General features: G+C 63.5%; 18 protein-coding genes. 12 read left to right on the plus strand and 6 right to left on the minus strand.

Annotation, left to right across the window (positions count from 1 at the left end; translation table 11 throughout):
- Nucleotides 1–220 precede the first annotated feature (220 nt).
- Nucleotides 221–619, plus strand: a complete 399-nt coding sequence (locus tag KCG44_RS05055) for a response regulator (RefSeq protein ID WP_218444688.1) — start codon at nt 221–223, stop codon at nt 617–619.
- Between the two features lie 11 nt (nt 620–630).
- Here the strand turns inward: KCG44_RS05055 and KCG44_RS05060 are convergent, their stop codons facing one another.
- Nucleotides 631–1,710 carry a sensor histidine kinase gene (locus KCG44_RS05060; protein ID WP_218444690.1) on the minus strand — a complete coding sequence of 360 codons (1,080 nt, stop codon included), beginning with the start codon at nt 1,708–1,710 and terminating at the stop codon, nt 631–633.
- Between the two features lie 208 nt (nt 1,711–1,918).
- Between KCG44_RS05060 and KCG44_RS05065 the strand changes: the two genes are divergently transcribed.
- Entirely contained in the window at nt 1,919–3,244 is a 1,326-nt protein-coding gene (locus tag KCG44_RS05065) for a replication-associated recombination protein A (protein WP_218444691.1), read from the plus strand.
- A gap of 29 nt (nt 3,245–3,273) precedes the next feature.
- Here the strand turns inward: KCG44_RS05065 and KCG44_RS05070 are convergent, their stop codons facing one another.
- Nucleotides 3,274–4,518 carry a hypothetical protein gene (locus KCG44_RS05070; RefSeq protein WP_218444692.1) on the minus strand — a complete coding sequence of 415 codons (1,245 nt, stop codon included), beginning with the start codon at nt 4,516–4,518 and terminating at the stop codon, nt 3,274–3,276.
- Between the two features lie 235 nt (nt 4,519–4,753).
- Between KCG44_RS05070 and KCG44_RS05075 the strand changes: the two genes are divergently transcribed.
- The 9 genes from KCG44_RS05075 (at nt 4,754) to KCG44_RS05115 (ending at nt 12,145) form a co-directional block, all read left to right on the plus strand.
- Nucleotides 4,754–5,560, plus strand: a complete 807-nt coding sequence (locus KCG44_RS05075) for a spondin domain-containing protein (RefSeq protein WP_218444694.1) — start codon at nt 4,754–4,756, stop codon at nt 5,558–5,560.
- A gap of 93 nt (nt 5,561–5,653) precedes the next feature.
- Nucleotides 5,654–5,794, plus strand: a complete 141-nt coding sequence (locus KCG44_RS05080) for a hypothetical protein (protein ID WP_218444695.1) — start codon at nt 5,654–5,656, stop codon at nt 5,792–5,794.
- Nucleotides 5,781–6,653 (plus strand): hypothetical protein, encoded by an 873-nt coding sequence (locus KCG44_RS05085; protein WP_218444697.1) that lies wholly within the window; start codon nt 5,781–5,783, stop codon nt 6,651–6,653. Before KCG44_RS05080 ends, KCG44_RS05085 begins: the two co-directional genes overlap by 14 nt.
- Nucleotides 6,654–6,777: 124 nt before the next feature.
- Nucleotides 6,778–7,173, plus strand: coding sequence for a fluoride efflux transporter CrcB (gene crcB, locus KCG44_RS05090; RefSeq protein ID WP_218444698.1), 396 nt, complete (start codon nt 6,778–6,780; stop codon nt 7,171–7,173).
- The gene (locus KCG44_RS05095) at nt 7,170–8,288 is read left to right on the plus strand and encodes an RluA family pseudouridine synthase (RefSeq protein WP_218444699.1); all 1,119 of its coding nucleotides are present in this window, start codon (nt 7,170–7,172) and stop codon (nt 8,286–8,288) included. Before crcB ends, KCG44_RS05095 begins: the two co-directional genes overlap by 4 nt.
- The gene (locus tag KCG44_RS05100; protein WP_218444701.1) at nt 8,285–8,947 is read left to right on the plus strand and encodes an HAD-IA family hydrolase; all 663 of its coding nucleotides are present in this window, start codon (nt 8,285–8,287) and stop codon (nt 8,945–8,947) included. Before KCG44_RS05095 ends, KCG44_RS05100 begins: the two co-directional genes overlap by 4 nt.
- Before the next feature lie 44 nt (nt 8,948–8,991).
- Nucleotides 8,992–9,189: a hypothetical protein gene (locus KCG44_RS05105; protein ID WP_218444702.1), complete on the plus strand. Its 198-nt coding sequence runs from the start codon at nt 8,992–8,994 to the stop codon at nt 9,187–9,189.
- Nucleotides 9,186–9,875, plus strand: a complete 690-nt coding sequence (locus KCG44_RS05110) for an ATP12 family chaperone protein (RefSeq protein WP_218444703.1) — start codon at nt 9,186–9,188, stop codon at nt 9,873–9,875. Before KCG44_RS05105 ends, KCG44_RS05110 begins: the two co-directional genes overlap by 4 nt.
- A gap of 260 nt (nt 9,876–10,135) precedes the next feature.
- Nucleotides 10,136–12,145: an alpha/beta hydrolase family protein gene (locus tag KCG44_RS05115; protein ID WP_255536364.1), complete on the plus strand. Its 2,010-nt coding sequence runs from the start codon at nt 10,136–10,138 to the stop codon at nt 12,143–12,145.
- 176 nt (nt 12,146–12,321) lie between these two features.
- Here KCG44_RS05115 and KCG44_RS05120 read toward each other — a convergent pair whose 3' ends face one another.
- Genes KCG44_RS05120 through pgsA form a run of 3 tightly spaced genes read right to left on the minus strand, consistent with a single transcriptional unit; the run spans nt 12,322 to nt 13,571 of the window.
- Entirely contained in the window at nt 12,322–12,753 is a 432-nt protein-coding gene (locus KCG44_RS05120; protein ID WP_218444706.1) for a molybdenum cofactor biosynthesis protein MoaE, read from the minus strand.
- Nucleotides 12,754–12,759: 6 nt separating this feature from the next.
- Nucleotides 12,760–13,017 (minus strand): MoaD/ThiS family protein, encoded by a 258-nt coding sequence (locus KCG44_RS05125; RefSeq protein WP_218444707.1) that lies wholly within the window; start codon nt 13,015–13,017, stop codon nt 12,760–12,762.
- Complete coding sequence (pgsA, locus tag KCG44_RS05130) at nt 13,014–13,571, minus strand: CDP-diacylglycerol--glycerol-3-phosphate 3-phosphatidyltransferase (RefSeq protein WP_218444708.1); 558 nt, start codon at nt 13,569–13,571, stop codon at nt 13,014–13,016. Before pgsA ends, KCG44_RS05125 begins: the two co-directional genes overlap by 4 nt.
- A gap of 55 nt (nt 13,572–13,626) precedes the next feature.
- Between pgsA and KCG44_RS05135 the strand changes: the two genes are divergently transcribed.
- Entirely contained in the window at nt 13,627–14,298 is a 672-nt protein-coding gene (locus tag KCG44_RS05135; RefSeq protein ID WP_218444709.1) for a nitroreductase, read from the plus strand.
- 117 nt (nt 14,299–14,415) lie between these two features.
- Here KCG44_RS05135 and KCG44_RS05140 read toward each other — a convergent pair whose 3' ends face one another.
- Nucleotides 14,416–16,113 carry a class I adenylate-forming enzyme family protein gene (locus KCG44_RS05140; protein ID WP_218444711.1) on the minus strand — a complete coding sequence of 566 codons (1,698 nt, stop codon included), beginning with the start codon at nt 16,111–16,113 and terminating at the stop codon, nt 14,416–14,418.
- Between the last annotated feature and the right edge of the window lie 50 nt (nt 16,114–16,163).

Here is a 16,163-nt window from a genome sequence, read left to right on the forward strand (position 1 = left end):
GCCTTTCCTGACGCCTTGAATCAACCGCTCCTGTACCACGCACGCCAGTTTATGAGTGATGGCTTAGGTTTTTCCCGGCATTTTCAACAATGGCGAGAAGCGATATTGAGTAGATATCGTCAATCGAAACGGCTTCCCCATCATGCGCGGAACCCGATCGTTTCAGCGACGTTCATTATGTATCACTTCACTATGGATCACATAGACTTACGGATTGGAAATGCCTGCAAATATTCTTATCGTCGAAGACGAATATCTTATCGCGACGGAAATGTGCGATGTCGTTGAGGATCTGGGACATGAGTGCGCCGGGATCGCGGACGACACGCCCTCGGCAATCAGACTTGCCGCGACGAATGTGGATGTCGCCCTTGTCGACGTCAATTTGAGCGACGGTGTGACCGGACCCCTGATCGGCGAACGCCTTGCCAAGGAATTCGGTATCAAGGTGGTGTTCATCACCGCCAACCCCAGGCAGCTTGGGGGCGGTGTCGAAGGCACGCTGGGCGCTGTGAGCAAGCCGGTAGAGGTTGGGTTGCTGAGTGAACTTTTGGACTATGTCCTCAATCTGGAAGACGATGATCATCGACCGCCGCCGGAAAAGCTGGAGCTTTTCTAGCGGTCTCAGGATCAGTGGTCCGTCAGACGAGATGCCTGCACGGACATGTTCAATTCCAGCCCGGTCGCCGCCCATTGTCTGTCGAATGACCCGCCCAATTGCTGGTTGATGGCCATGTCGATGAGTTTCGAGCCAAAGCCCGTGCGCATGGGGGCGCCGCCGAGCGCCGGGCCGCCTGTTTCCTTCCAGCCAAGATCGACAAAGTCGCCGTTGCGGGCGATCGTAACGGCGACAAGTCCGTCATCGCGCCCCAGCGCGCCATGCTTCATGGAATTCGTCGCCAACTCGTGAAAGACGAGCGCGACCGGTGTGGCCGCGCGGTCGCTGACCGCCATATCGTCGCCCGAGATCGACAGCCGCCCGTCAGTGAACGCGGGATAGGACGCGAAAATCTCCGACAGCAGTGTCTGAAGCGTGGGATCGCCAAATTCCGGCTGCGAATCCTCGCTGTGCGGCCGCACGAAATTATGCGCCCGCCCCAGCGCCGCGATGCGCCCGCGCAACTCCTCAGCCGGCTCCCGAAAGCTCTCATTCGACCGGGCGGTCATGCCGATCAGCCCGGAGATGATCGCGAAGATATTCTTGATGCGATGGCTGAGCTCCTGACTCAGGATCTCATTATGGCTCGCGATCCGCTTCGCCTCGTGAATGTCCGTACATGTGCCGATCCAGCGCTGGATCGTGTCATCCGGGCCGATAATGGGCAGCGCGCGTCCGAGCACCCAATGATATTCACCGGAGCGATGTCGCAGGCGATACTCCACCTCATAGGGTTCGCCCGTATCCAGACTGCGCTGCCAGCGTTTCCAGGCGATCGGCTGGTCATCCGGGTGGAACATATCCGCCCACGCCTCCCCGTCCGTCGACCCGAGCGGCGCGCCGGTAAATTCATACCAGCGGGCATTGTAATAATCGTGATCGCCATTCGGAAGCGTCGACCATACCATTTGCGGCATCGTGTCCGCGAGCGCATGAAACGCGTCGCCGCTAAGCTGCAGCGCGCCGCGCTCCCCTAGCGAAGGCGCTTTCCCGCGCTCGTCATCCTCGTCGGGAGATAGCCGGAAATTCAGGATTTCGTCAAAAAATGACACGGGCGTCTCCGAAGGAATTACAGCGCTTTTCTGTTGTCCAATGCTGAGTCGCATTTTCAAACAGTCGCCCCCTTTACCGCCCCGCCCCCTTTGAAGTCTTTAACTTTTCCTGTAACCTATGTTAGGTTTGCGCGTTTCCGGGCCGCATGCGTTTCGCGAGCGGCAAAGCGGCTCCCCCCTTTCGATGTTTTGCTGCTAGGTCTGGCTGATGAGCGATCTGTTTCAGGATGATGGCAATGTAGCCGTTTCGACAGGCGAGGCGGACGACCGGCCGCTGGCGGAGACGCTGCGTCCGCGCACGCTGGAAGAGGTCGTTGGACAGGAGCATCTGACAGCGCCGGAGGGTGCGATTGGCCGCATGGTCAGCGCGGGCCGGTTGTCGTCCATCGTCTTCTGGGGACCGCCGGGAACGGGAAAGACGACCATCGCGCGGTTGCTGGCGGATGCGGTCGGCCTGCGCTTTCACGCGATCAGCGCGGTGTTTTCCGGCGTCGCCGACCTGAAAAAGGCGTTCGCCGCGGCGAAGACGGCGGCGCGCGCCGGGCAGAAGACCCTGTTGTTCGTGGACGAGATCCACCGGTTCAACCGCGCGCAGCAGGACGGGTTCCTGCCCTATGTCGAGGACGGGACCGTGACACTGGTCGGAGCGACGACGGAAAATCCGAGCTTTGAACTGAATGCGGCGCTGCTGAGCCGGTGCCAGGTGCTGCTGCTGAACCGGCTTGATGAACGCGCGCTTGGCCTGTTGTTGGCCCGGGCGGAGACAAGCTATGACGCGGCGCTGCCGCTGACGGATGCGGCGCGCATGGCGCTGGTGGGGAGCGCCGACGGAGACGGGCGGTTCCTGCTGAACCAGGTCGAAACACTGATGAACATGGCGGTCGAGACGCCGCTGGAACCGGCGGACCTGCGCGATCTGCTGCACCGGCGCGTCGCGATCTACGACAAGGACCGCGAAGGGCATTACAACCTGATCAGCGCGCTGCACAAGGCGATGCGCGGCAGCGACCCCGATGCGGCGCTATACTATCTGGCGCGCATGCTGGTCGCGGGCGAGGAGCCGCTCTATGTGCTGCGGCGTATTGTGCGTTTCGCCAGCGAGGATATCGGTCTGGCCGATCCACAGGCGCTGCTACAGGCGCTGGCTGCGAAGGAGGCGTATGACTTTCTGGGCTCGCCGGAGGGCGAACTGGCGATCGTGCAGGCGTGTCTTTACTGTGCGACGGCACCCAAATCGAACGCGGCCTACAAGGCGCAGAAGGCGGCCTGGACATCGGCGAAGAATACCGGGTCCCTGATGCCGCCGATGAACATCGTCAACGCGCCGACGAAGCTGATGAAGGATATCGGCTACGGCAAGGGCTATGCCTATGACCATGACGCCGATGGCGGGTTTTCCGGCGCGAATTACTGGCCCGATGACATGCGGCCAGGGCAGTTCTACAAGCCGACGCAGCGCGGACTGGAGAAGCGGATTTCAGAGCGTCTGGCCTGGTGGGCGGAACGGCGTGCGGCAGGCGGCGGAAACGCCTGACGGCGCGTCCGCCCGCCTATGATGTCCGGTTATTTCACGGCAAGGGGCGTCGCCGCGTCCGCGCCTGCCGTCGTGATGAGGTAATCATAGCCGATCATGAACGACCGGGGAATGGGGTCGAGGTCGGCAAGGCCTTTTTGCCCGAGTTGGGCGCGCGCAGGCGCCAGCGGAACGACCAGATAGCCTTCGTCCGGAACCGCACTGGCCGCGATCCCGAGCGTGCCGAGCATTTTTTCCGTATCGGCTGACGTGAACGGACCAGTTTTGAAAACCCCATCGGGGGACGGGCGCGTATTCGTCTTTTCGCCTGCGAGCGGAGAAATGAGAATGCGCAGCGTATCGAGGCCATTGGCAGCGGCGATCCCTTCCGTCAGGGATCCGAGGTCGAACGTGTGGAGGAACGTTGTTCCCAGCCCCAGATGGATCGCGCCGAATTTGAAGAGGGCGCGGGGGGCATCCTCGATTTCGGCTGCGCGGCGATATTCGGAAAGAAACCGGTCGCGCATATAGGAAATGCGGGCCTGGTTGCTGCCGTAGATGTCGCCGCTGAAAATGGCCTGGTAGATGGCCATACTCTCCTGGAGCTCGCCGATGATGGTGAGCGCCCGTTCGGAACCGGCGAAATGTTCGCGCAGGACGGCAAGGGAATCCTGATCCGCGCTGGCCATGAAGACCGCCTGCTGCTGGCCGGTGTCAAAGGCGGTCGTTTCCGCAGCCAGGAGGGTTTCCACATGCGCGCGCGCCGCAGCCGTCGGCGCCAGGTCCGCGAGGGCTTCGAAATGAATGAGCGGCGAGCCGATGAATTCCTGATCCACCCCCCAGAGACGGACGCGCCCGTCATCATGCGGCGCGAGGAAGGGCAGGGCGAGTTCGGCATCCTCCTGAAAGTTGATGAAGGGAATCGCGAGCGGGCGTCCCTCGAGCGCGTCGGCGAAGGCATCGGTCCCTCCCGCCGCCAGGATATCGCGCGCCCAGTCAGCCGAGATGCCGCCAACCTCGATCACGTGATGATTCATGCCGTACGGCGCTGCGGCGGCGGCGATGGCGGCGGCGATCCGGGGCGGGTCGGCGAACCCGTGATCCTCGCCGATGAGAACGAACTGCGCGTCGGGAAGATGCGCGAGGATAACGTCCGCACCCGGACCGGATAATTGGCCATCCTGCAATTGCATCATATGAAACTCGGTCGGCGTGGTTTCCGGCGCTGCTTCCTGCGCTGCCGCGGGAAGGGCGGCGAGCAAGGCTGCCGTGGAGAATGCGATTGTCCGTAGCATAGGAAGTGCTCCTCTTCGTGAGTTTTAGTGAGGTATTGATGTACTACACTGAACCACTCGTCAAGGGCGGCGGATGTCATCGCAGGTCGGGGACGGTGCCGGTACCCTCCCACAGCCAGCGGCAGCGCGCGCCTGATCGCAAGGGATGAACGAGGATGGTGAACCGAATTGTAACCTTCTTTCGCGCGCACGCGAAAGAACCGCATGGGGCATCCTCACATAAAAAGGGAATAGCATGAGATTCAAGACACTCGCGACTGGCGCGATCGCCATCGCCGTTACCGCGGCGCCAATGGCCGTCGCCGCGAAAACCGTCGCACTGACCGTGACCATCGAAAATATCGCACCTGAAAACACGGTGAGTTTCGCGCCGCTGCGCTTTGGTTTCGGAAATGGCACGTTCGATGCGTTCAACATCAACGAAGCTGCCGGTGCGGAAATCATCTCGATTGCCGAGGGTGGTTCGGGGTCCGCATGGCTGCCCGCATTTGCCGCGGCCGATCCGGGCGCCGTGATCGGCTCGTCCGCAGGGGCGCAGATTCCGGGCACGTCGCAGATTGTCGGCACATTCAATATCGACACGGAGGCGAACCGCTTTTTCACGTTCGCCAATATGGTTGTCCCCTCGAACGATCTGTTTCTGGGCAATGATAACCCGATGGCGTTCAACCTGTTCGACGATGATGGCAATCTGCAACTGTTCGACATCACGCAGACGGTCGCGGCGATCTGGGACGCGAATTCCGAAGTCGCGGACCCGGACAATGCCGCATTCATTCCGGGCGCGAACAATGACGCGCGGATCGCCGAGAACGGCCTGATCGCGTTCGCCTTTGATGAACTGAGCGTGTTCAATGGCCTGACGACGGCAGCGGGTTATGTCTTTGATGGTTCGAACCTGAGGCTGGACACGGATATTTTCCGCGTCACTTTTTCCGCGGTGGACGTAAACGAGGTGGCCGAGCCAGCGGCGATCCTGCCCTTTGCCAGCGGTCTGGCCCTGCTGGGATTTGCGGCGGTTCGCCGTCGCCGCCGCGCGTAGCTGGTTTACGTCCCGCCGCGGCGCTTTGGGCATCGCGCGCGCCGGCTGGCGGCGCGTCATACCCGGCATGTTCAGCCGACATGAGCCCCTTCAATGACGATGCCCCTGTCATTTGCCGGGGCCGTGAAGGCTGGACGGACGCATCTTCCTGCGGCACAGATTCGCCGCAGGGAGATGGTTTCCATGAAACGGCTGATGATCCAATTGCCGCCGCCGACCGATGGCGGCGTTTGAGCGCTTCGCGGCGATCGACTGGTCGGGGGCGAAGGGCCGCAGGCACAAGGGCATCGCCATCGCCATCTGCGCGCCGGGCGACGCCGCGCCGGAACTGCTGCGGCCGGGACATATATGGTCGCGGACCGAGGTGCTGGACTGGCTGCGCGGGCTGGCCGCCGGGCCGGGGCGCACGCTGGCGGCGATGGATTTCAGCTTCGCCCCGCCGCTGCTGGAACGTGGGAGTTACCTGCCGGGGACGGACGCGCCCGCGCGCGCGCGGGATTTCTGGGCCTATGTCGACAATATCTGCGACGATGCCGATCTGGGCGCAGCCAGTTTCCTGCACGAGGCGCACCGCCCGCATTTCTACATGGGGGCCGCCGACGGCGTGAAGGCGGATTACATGTTCTACCGCGTGTGCGAAGCGGCGTTCAACGCGGCGGGCGGGGGCAAGGCCTCGACGATCTATGACGCGATTGGCGCCGGGCAGGTGGCAAAGGCGAGCTTTGCCGGCATGCGGCTGCTGCGGCGATTGGGGGACGCCGTGCCGGTGTGGCCGTTCGACTTCGCGGGCGATCCGGGCGCGGCGATGGACGGTGAGGCGAGCGTGGTGGCGGAGATGTATAGCCGGGCGTTCATCCGCATGTCCGGCGTGTCGCGCGGGCTGAAACTGCGGGATGCGGCAACGCTGAACCGCGCGCTGGCAGGGCTGGGGTCCAAGGCGGCGGCGGACCGGATATATACCGATCACGAGACGGATGTGCTGGTGTCCGCGGCGGGGCTGAGGCGCATCGCGGATGACCGGCGGTACTGGGTGCCGGAAGGGCTGACGCGCGAGGTGGCGGAGACCGAGGGGTGGACGCTGGGGGTGCGGTAGCGCGGCCTTCCGCAGGGGTGATTTATATTGTCAGGGGTAGGGTGCGGCTTCGGCTGGTGCGGCGGGGAGTTTGGGAGGCATACATGCCTTTCGCCCTCCCGCGCCCGGCGTTAAGAGCCTTTCGATGTTACCCGTCCCGCTTTCGCATCTTGGCCTGGTCGCGCTTGGCGGCGCCGTGGGTGCGGGCGGGCGGTTCCTGGCGGTGCATTGGGTAAGCGAGCTGTTCGCGCGCGGGCGGCTGCCATGGGGCACATTCGCGGTCAATGTCATCGGCAGCTTCCTGATCGGCGTCGTTATCATGGCGACCATCGATCATGCGGGGATGAGCAGGACACGGCTGCTGCTGGTGACCGGAATCCTGGGCGGTTTCACGACATTTTCCGCCTTCTCGTTCGAAATGAGCGAAATGCTGATCGACAAGCGCTACGGCGCGGCGCTGGGGTATAGTATGGGGTCGGTCGTCATATCCGTGCTTGCCACGCTGGCCGGGGCCTTGCTTACCAGGGAATTCATGCGATGAAACCGGCGATGGACGTCAGACAGTTTACCATTCAGCCGGACGATGACGACATAAGGCTGGACCGCTGGTTCAAGCGGCACATGCCCGAAGCGTCATTCGGCACGGTATCCCGCTGGGCGCGAACGGGGCAACTGCGCGTCGACGGCAAGCGCGCCAAGCCGGGCGACCGCGTCGCGGCGGGGCAGGTCATTCGCGTACCGCCGCTGGAAGCATCGAAGGTCAGCCCCCTGGCGCAGAAGGGCGAGCGCAAGAGCCTGACCGAGGATCAGATCGAATTCGCGCAGAGCCTGGTCATTCACAAGAGCAAGCACGCCATCGTCATCAACAAGCCCGCCGGTCTGGCGACCCAGGGCGGAACGGGCATTCGCGAACATGTCGATGGCCTGCTGGACGCACTGAAGTTCGAGCGGGACGACCGGCCCAAGCTGGTGCACCGGCTGGACAAGGACACGTCGGGGGCGCTGCTATTGGCGCGGTCGGCGCGGGCGGCGGCGCATTTTTCGCGCGCCTTCGCCGGGCGGACGGCGCGCAAGCTGTACTGGGCGCTGACCATGGGCGTGCCGGAAATTCCCGATGGCCGTATCGAGCTGCCAATTGCGAAGCAGCCCGGCTTCAACGGGGAGAAGATGTTCGTCGACCGGGAAAACGGCCTGCGCGCGGTGACGCGCTATCGCCGCATCGACCGCGCAGCGGGCCGGGCCGCGTGGCTGGAGCTGCAGCCGCTGACCGGGCGGACGCATCAGCTGCGCGTGCACATGGACGCCATCGGCCATCCGATTGTGGGCGACGGGAAATATGGCGGCAAGGAAAGCTATTTGACCGGCGGGATCTCGCGCAAACTGCACCTGCACGCGCGGCGCCTGCGGCTGGAGCTGCCGGACGGCGGCGGCATGCTGGACGTGAAGGCGGACCTGTCGGCGCATTTCCTGGCGAGCATGGAAAATCTGGGGTTCGATATCACCGCGGGTGATTTGCAGCTGGAGGAGGATGTCGACGATCCGGGCGCGAAGGCGCGGCTGAGAAAGCACAAGTCACGCGATCTGCGGCGCGAGCACAGGGACGCGCGGCGCGAACGAAGGGGCGGCGGGAAACCAACGCGGCGGGGACGGCGATGACCGTTCGGCTGGCGATTTTCGACTGCGACGGGACGCTGCTGGACAGTCAGGCGAATATCGTTTCCGCGATGGATGCGTGCTTTCAGGAGAACGGCCTGACGCCGCCGCCGGCGAATGCCACGCGGCGGATCGTGGGCCTGTCGCTGCCGCAGGCCATGATGCAGCTGCTGCCCGATGCCGACGAGGATCTGCACCACCGGATGGCCGAGCGGTACAAGCTGGCATATCAGCGCATGAGGGCGGAGCAGCGATTGTCGGTCGAGCCGCTTTATCCCGGCACCCTGGAGACGCTGGACAGGCTGGAGGCGGCGGGGTGGCTGCTGGCGGTGGCGACGGGCAAGTCCGACCGCGGGCTGGACCATGCGCTTGGCGAGCATGGCATTCGGAACCGGTTCATCAGTCTGCAGACGGCGGACAGGCATCCATCGAAACCGCACCCCTCCATGATTCATCAGGCGCTGCGCGACGCTGGCGGTGAGGCGGCGCAGGCGGTGATGATCGGCGATACCGTCTTTGACGTGGAGATGGCGCGCAATGCCGATGTGCGGTCGCTGGGCGTGGCGTGGGGATATCACGCCCCTGAGGAATTGATGGAATATGGCGCCGAAATCGTGGCCGATGACTATACGGCGCTGGCGGACTATATCCTGACATCATGACACAGGATGAAATCGAGGCCCGCGCAAAAGGGCGCTTTCTTCGCATGAGCATGATCCGCATCGCCGGGATGGTTCTGGTGGTGCTGGGCATGCAGATCTGGACGAAGGGTGCGTTCGGATTTCAGGATGAATGGATCGGCAAGAGCCTGAGCGTCGTGGGCGTCGCCTGCATGCTGCTGGTGCCGTCCCTGCTCAGGAAACGCTGGCGCGAAACCGATGAGCGGGCACCGGATTCGCGATGAAGCGATTTTATAAGGCCGTTGCCGCCGTCGAGGATGATGGCGGGTACCGGATCGAGCTGGACGGGCGCGTGCTGAAGACGCCGAAGCGCAGCACGCTGCTGCTGCCGGGGCGGGCGATGGCGGACGCGATTGCGCGCGAATGGGATGTGCAGGGCGATATGATCGACCCCGTCTCTATGCCATTCACCGGGTTTGCCAACGCCGCCGTCGATCATGTCGGCGCGGACCGAAGGGCGTTCGCGGCGGGTATCGCGGCTTATGGCGAAAGCGATCTGCTGTGCTATCGCGCCGGAAATCCGCAAGCCCTGACCGACCGGCAGGCGGCGGCGTGGGATCCGCTGCTCGACTGGGCGCGGACGCGGTACGATGTGTCGATGACGCTGGTCGAGGGGGTCATGCACGTGCCCCAGCCGGAACCGACACTGATCCGGCTGAGCGCGGCGCTGGACGCGTTCGATGATTTCGCGCTGGCGGCGGCGCAGCCGATCGTGACGATTTCCGGATCGCTGGTGGTGACGCTGGCCCTGCTGGAGCGTGAAGTCGATGTGGAGACCGCATGGGCCGCCGGGCAGCTGGATGAATTGTGGCAGGCCGAAACCTGGGGCGAGGACGACGAAGCCGCGCGCGTGCGGGCGCATCATCATGAAAATTTCACAAAGGCGGCGGCGTTTCTGGAGCTGCGGTAGGTGGGGGACAGGCCCCTTCAAATGATCCGTCTTTCTGGAGACGGCCGGCGCCCCGTCTCCTGACTCCGCGCCCTGCTTCCCTCGCAAGAGATGGATACCGGCGTTCGCCGGTATGGCGTGTGTTGTTGGGCGCAGTCTTACAATCCCGATCACCCTTCGGCTGCGCTCAGGATGGTCGGAATCATAGTTTGGCATCATCCTGGAGGGAAATGGTGACACCCGGCGCGGAATTTCCTAAACCCTGATTCATGAACAAAACCATGACCGCAGCCACCGCGCTGCTCGCCGCGGCCGTGATGGCCTTTCCCGCAATCGCGCGTCCGATGACGCCGGAGGATCTGGCGGGGCTGAACCGCATGTCGGATGCGGCGGTGTCGCCCGATGGGAAGCTGCTGGTCTTTTCCATGCGCGAGACCGATTTCGAGGCGGATCGTGGACGCACGGACCTGTTCGCGCTCGACCTGACCACGGACGGCGCCGCGCCCGTCAGGTGGAATACCGACCCGGGCAGTGATGGCGGGCAGGTGTTTTCGCGCGATGGAACAATGCTGTACTGGCTGTCCTCCCGCAGCGGCGATGCGCAGGTCTGGCGCGCGGCGGTTGCGGGCGGTGAGCCGCAGCAGGTCACCGACGTCAAGGGCGGTATTGACGGGTTTCATCTCGCCCCCAGCGAAAATCAGCTGGCCTATTGGAAGGATGTCACCCCTGAGGCCGCTGAACTGCCGGGTGACGGCCGTGTCTATGACCGGCTGTTCGCACGGCACTGGGACACGTGGGACCAGGGCGGGAAGAACGAGCTGTTCACGATCGCGCTTGGCGCCAATGGTCTGCCGGTCGGAGACGCCGTCGCGATTTCCGCCGCGCTGGACGGCGATGTGCCGGGCAAACCCTTTGGCGGCGGCGATGACATTTCCTTCGCCCCCGACGGCAAGACGATCTATTTCGCGCTGCGCGAAAAGGGCACGACAGAGGCGTGGTCCACCGACCTTGATATCTGGTCAGCGCCGACGGACGGCAGCGCGGCGCCGGTGAACCTGACGGACGGCGACGATGGAACGGACACGCATCCGGTCGTGTCGCCCGACGGGAAATATCTGGCCTATGCGTCGATGGCGCGTGCCGGATATGAAAGCGATCAGCTGGTTCTGAAAATCCGTGACCTGGAAACGGGCGCGGTGCGGGCGCTGACCGAGGACTGGAACCTGAGCGTCGACGGCATTTCCTGGATGCCCGGGTCAGATGGCCTGATCCTGACGGCCGCGGATGGCTGGAACACGCCGATTTTCCGCATTGGCATGTCGGGTGCGCCCGAGAAGATGACGGCGCTCGACGGCAATCACAGCGTGATCGCGATGACGGACGGAAATCTCGTCTATTCGCTGTCCTCGCTGACCGAACCGGGCGATGTGTACATGACCGGACCGACGGTCAATCCGCACCGGCGGCTGACCGCGATCAACGCCGACAAGCTGAAGGATGTCGAACTGGGCGAAGTATCGCGCTTTTCCTTTGCGGGCGCGAATGACGAGGAGGTGTTCGGCTATGTCGTGAAGCCTGCGGGCCTTGCCGATGGCGAGGAAGCGCCGACGGTGCTGTGGTCGCACGGCGGGCCGCAGGGACGCTGGTCGAACAGCTGGTCCTCGCGCTGGAATCCGCAGGCATGGGCGGGCGCGGGCTATGCCATCGTGACCGTCGATTTCCACGGATCGAGTGGCTATGGCCAGGATTTCCAGGATTCCATCAATAATGACTGGGGCGGCAAGCCCTTGGTCGATCTGCAGAAGGGACTGGCCGCCGCGCGTGAGCAATATGCGTTCCTGAACGACGAAAAAGCCTGTGCAGCGGGCGGGTCCTATGGCGGCTATATGATGAACTGGATCGCGGGTGAATGGCCGGACGGCATGGCCTGCCTGGTCAATCATGCGGGCCTTTTCGACATGCGCAGCTTCTATTATTCCACCGAGGAACTGTGGTTCCCGGAATGGGACTTTGGCGGGCCGTATTACGACCGCGTTGAAGCCTATGAAAAATGGAATCCAGCGACACGGGTGAAGAACTGGAAGACGCCGATGCTGGTGATCCAGGGCGTGAAGGATTACCGCGTTCCCTATACGCAGAGCCTGATGGCCTATACCGCGGCGCAGCGGCAGGGCGTGGATAGCCGGCTGCTGGTGTTCGACGATGAGAATCACTGGATCCTGAAGCCGAACAACAGCCTGCAATGGCATAGGGAGGTGTTCCGCTGGCTGGATGAACATCTGGCGGAATAGGCTCGGGCTTTTCTTCCTGCGGGAGTATTGCGCCGGGCTCGCACCCTCCCCTAGCCCCTCCCTGCAAGCAGGGAGGGGAACCTAGTTGATATGATCTTTCCCAAAATTGCTCAGGATGATCGGGATTTGGTGCGTGCGGCGAGGACGTGTCCCTCCCCCGCGGGCGGTGGGAGGTTTCAGTTGTTCCATCGGCTCGCCGCATCATCGTCGCTGCCTTGCGCTTCGACCCAGCCGTTCGCGTCTTTTTTCCAGAACGGGGCTTTGACCTTCAGCCAGTCCATCAGGAACTCCGCGGCCTGAAACGCGTCGGCGCGGTGGCGGCTGGCGGTGAGGACGAGGACGATGGGCGCGCCGACCGGAAGCACGCCGTAGCGGTGGATGACGAGGCCGCCGGAAAGGCCCCAGCGGGTTTCGGCCTCGGCGGCGATGTTTGCGAGCATGCGTTCGGTCATGCCGGGATAATGTTCAAGGGTCAGCGTATCGCCCGCGTCGCCGCGTACGAGGCCGGTGAAGCTGACCACGGCGCCGATGTCGCCGCGCCCTGCCGTGAGGTTCGCCGTCTCCGCAGCGACGTCAAAGGGGGCGGACTGCACGCGGGTGTCGATCATCCGGGGTCAGCCGCCGGTGACCGGCGGGAAGATACCAAGCTCCGCCCCGTCGCGAAGGCGTGCATCGACGCCGACGAACATCTGGTCGAGGGCGAAGCGCAGCCCTTCCGGCCGGGCGAAAGCGGCGGCGTAGGTGTCATTACCGTCGCCGAGAGCCTTGAGGACGTCCGCGACGGTCTTTACGTCGTCGCCGAACGTCCGGGTTTCCGCGCCCCTGCCAATGGTTTCGCGGACATTGGCGAAGTACAGCAGCTCGATCTTCACGACATGTGCTTGAGACCGGCGCGAAGATAGTCCCAGCCGGTGATGAGCGTAAGGCCGGCGGCGATCCAGAGGCTGACGACGCCGACCTCATAAGCGGGCAGTTCGGGCATTTTCTGCATCGCGAACCCATGCAGGATGAGCGCACCGAGGGAAACCATCTGAAACGTGGTCTTCCATTTGGCGAGTTTCGAGACAGGTACGCTGACCTGCACGCCGCCGAGGAATTCCCGCAGACCCGAGACGACGATTTCGCGCAGGAGGATGATCATCGCGGCGAGCGTGGTGATGCCGATGATGATGTCGTTCTCGATGAGCATGACGATCGCGGCGACCACCATGACCTTGTCCGCGATCGGATCGAGGAACTGGCCGAGTTTCGACACGGTGCCCTGCGCGCGGGCGAGATAGCCATCGAGATAGTCCGTCGCCCCGGCGACCGAATAAAGGATGAACGCGGCGAGATAGCCGGGCCAGTTCGCCTGCCACATCACGAGGATGAGAACCGGCACCACGACGATGCGCGAAAGGGTCAGCAGATTTGGCAGGCTGTACATTGCGGGCATATCCTAGTCGAAGCGGGGGGACGACTGCAATGTAAGGTAGAGCGCCATGGATGTTAGTACCGCCCTCGACACGCGAACCTCGGTCAGGGCCTTTACGGATGAACCCGTCGATCTGGCTGTTCTGCGCGAAATTTTGACCAAGGCAGCGCGGTCGCCATCGGGCGGCAATCTGCAACCCTGGCGGATTTATGTGGTGGGCGGCGATGTGCTGGCGGATATCAAGGCACGCGCGGCTGACGTGCTGTCGAAAGACCCGCGCGGGGAAACGCCGCAATATGACATTTATCCCCGGAAGCTGGCCGAACCCTATAAGGCGCGGCGCTTTGAAGTGGGCGAGGACATGTATGCGCGGCTTGGCATTCCGCGCGAGGACAAGGCCGCAAGGCGGGCCTGGTTCGCGAATAATTTCAGGTTCTTCGGCGCGCCGGCGGCGCTGTTCTGTTTCGTGGAGCGGTATATGGGGCCGCCGCAATGGTCGGACCTTGGCATGTATTTGCAGAGCGTCATGCTGCTGCTGAAGGAGGCGGGCCTGGATAGCTGTCCGCAGGAATGCTGGGCCATGCTGCCCGAGACGGTGGCGGATGTTGTGGGCGCGCCGGACGGGCTGATGCTGTTTACCGGCATGGCGATCGGACATGCGGACAAGGATGCGCCGGTGAACGGGCTGCGGACGCGGCGGGCCGGGCTGGATGAGTTTGCGGAATTTCAGGGGATCTAGGCGGGCTTCTGAATTTTTTAGTGAAGACGGCCACCTGGTCACGTCACTCCGGCGAAAACCCGCGTGACGGAATAGGGCAGGATGATCCGGGTTCGGGGTGATGCGGCGGCGCAGGCTTCAGGAAAACAGCGCTTTCAGATCATTTTTCAGGATTTTGCCATTGGCGTTCCGGGGCAGCATTTCGTCGTGGAAGATGATCCTGACGGGGACCTTGAACGCGGCGAGGTGCGCGCGGACATGGGCTTTCAATTCGTCCTCGCCCGCGGTCTTGCCTTTCGTCAGCGCGACCACGGCACCCGGCTCCTCGCCCAGGGTCTTGTGGGGAATGCCGACAATGGCGGCGTCCATGACAGCGGGATGGTCGTAAAGGACGTTCTCGACTTCGCTGGAATAGATGTTCTCGCCGCCGCGGATGAGCATGTCCTTCGCGCGGTCGACGATGAAGAGAAATCCTTCCTCGTCAACGCGGGCAAGATCGCCGGTGCGGACCCAGCCATCGATGAAGGTCTCGCGATTGGCTTCGGGGCGTTCCCAATAACCTTCGACGACCTGCGGGCCCTTGGCCCAGAGTTCGCCGACCGTGCCGACGGGAAGGTCGTTGCCATCCGGATCGGTAATGCGGAGGTCCGCCACGGGCACGGGAGGCCCCGCGCTTTCGGGGCGGTGCAGATAATCCTCGCCGCTATGGCTGGTGACGGTTGCCGTGGTCTCGGTCATGCCCCAGCCGTTTCCGGGGGAGGAGCCGAAAACCTCGTGAATCCTGCGCACAAGTTCCGGCGCGGACGGCGCGCCGCCATAGGAGACCGACTCCAGCGAGGAGAGGTCGTATTTCTCCCGGTCGGGATGTTCCAGCATCTGCCAGGCGATTGTCGGAACGCCGCCGGCGGCGTTCACCTTCTCCCGCTCGATCAGTTTGAAGGCCTCGACCGGGTCCCATTTGTGCATGAAGACCATGCTGTGTCCGGCGTCGAGGACACCCATCAGCATCGCGGACAGCGCGGTGGCGTGAAACATCGGAATCACGGTCAGAAGCACTTTGGGCGCGGGTTCGGGCAGCGGCTGCCCCGCGCGGATAAAGGCGCGTGCCGTGGCCCATTTCGACGACAGGATGTTCGTGACCAGATTGCGATGCGAAATGATCGCGCCCTTGGGCTTTCCCGTCGTCCCGCTGGTGTACATGATCGCGGCGCGGGTCTCGGGCGTCAGCGCCATATCGGGCAGGCCGCGTTCGGGAAGGTTCGCATAGTCCGGCGGGCCGCCGATCATATCCTCCAGTGCGCGGACGGTACCGTCCGTGCGTTCGCCGCGGGCGAGAATGACCTGGGTCAGGCCCGGAATGGATTTGCGGTGCGGCGCGGTGCGCTGCCAGCGGTCGTCGTCGGCAATCAGAAAGGAAGACCCGCTATTTTTGAGCGCGAAGGCGAGCTCTTCACCCGTCCACCACGCGTTGACGGGGACGCTGATCGCGCCGATCGCGACGGTCGCGAAAAAGCAGACGCTCCATTCGGGCAGATTACGCATGGCGAGCGCGACGCGGTCGCCGGGCCGCGCGCCCATATCCCGCAGCTCATGCGCGAGTGCGGCCACGGCGCGGAACCAGTTTTCATAGCTGAGCCGCTCATCGGCATAGATGTGCAGGAGCGCGTCGCCGTGCCCGGATGCGTGCACGGCGAGATCGGCGAGGTTCTGGTGCAGGTGTTTCCAGGTGCGGGTAGGGACGCCGTGAATGTCCACGACCTCCATCTCGAAAGGCTGGTTTTCGGCGCAGAGCATGGCTTCGATCTGGGGCAGGGTCGCTGCGGGAAATACGCCCATGATCAGGCGGTCCCCGCCGCGGTGCCGCCGGGCGCGATCAATTCGGCAAT

The sequence above is a fragment of the Pacificimonas pallii genome, from assembly GCF_019204005.1.
In the GTDB taxonomy this organism is placed as follows: domain Bacteria; phylum Pseudomonadota; class Alphaproteobacteria; order Sphingomonadales; family Sphingomonadaceae; genus Pacificimonas; species Pacificimonas pallii.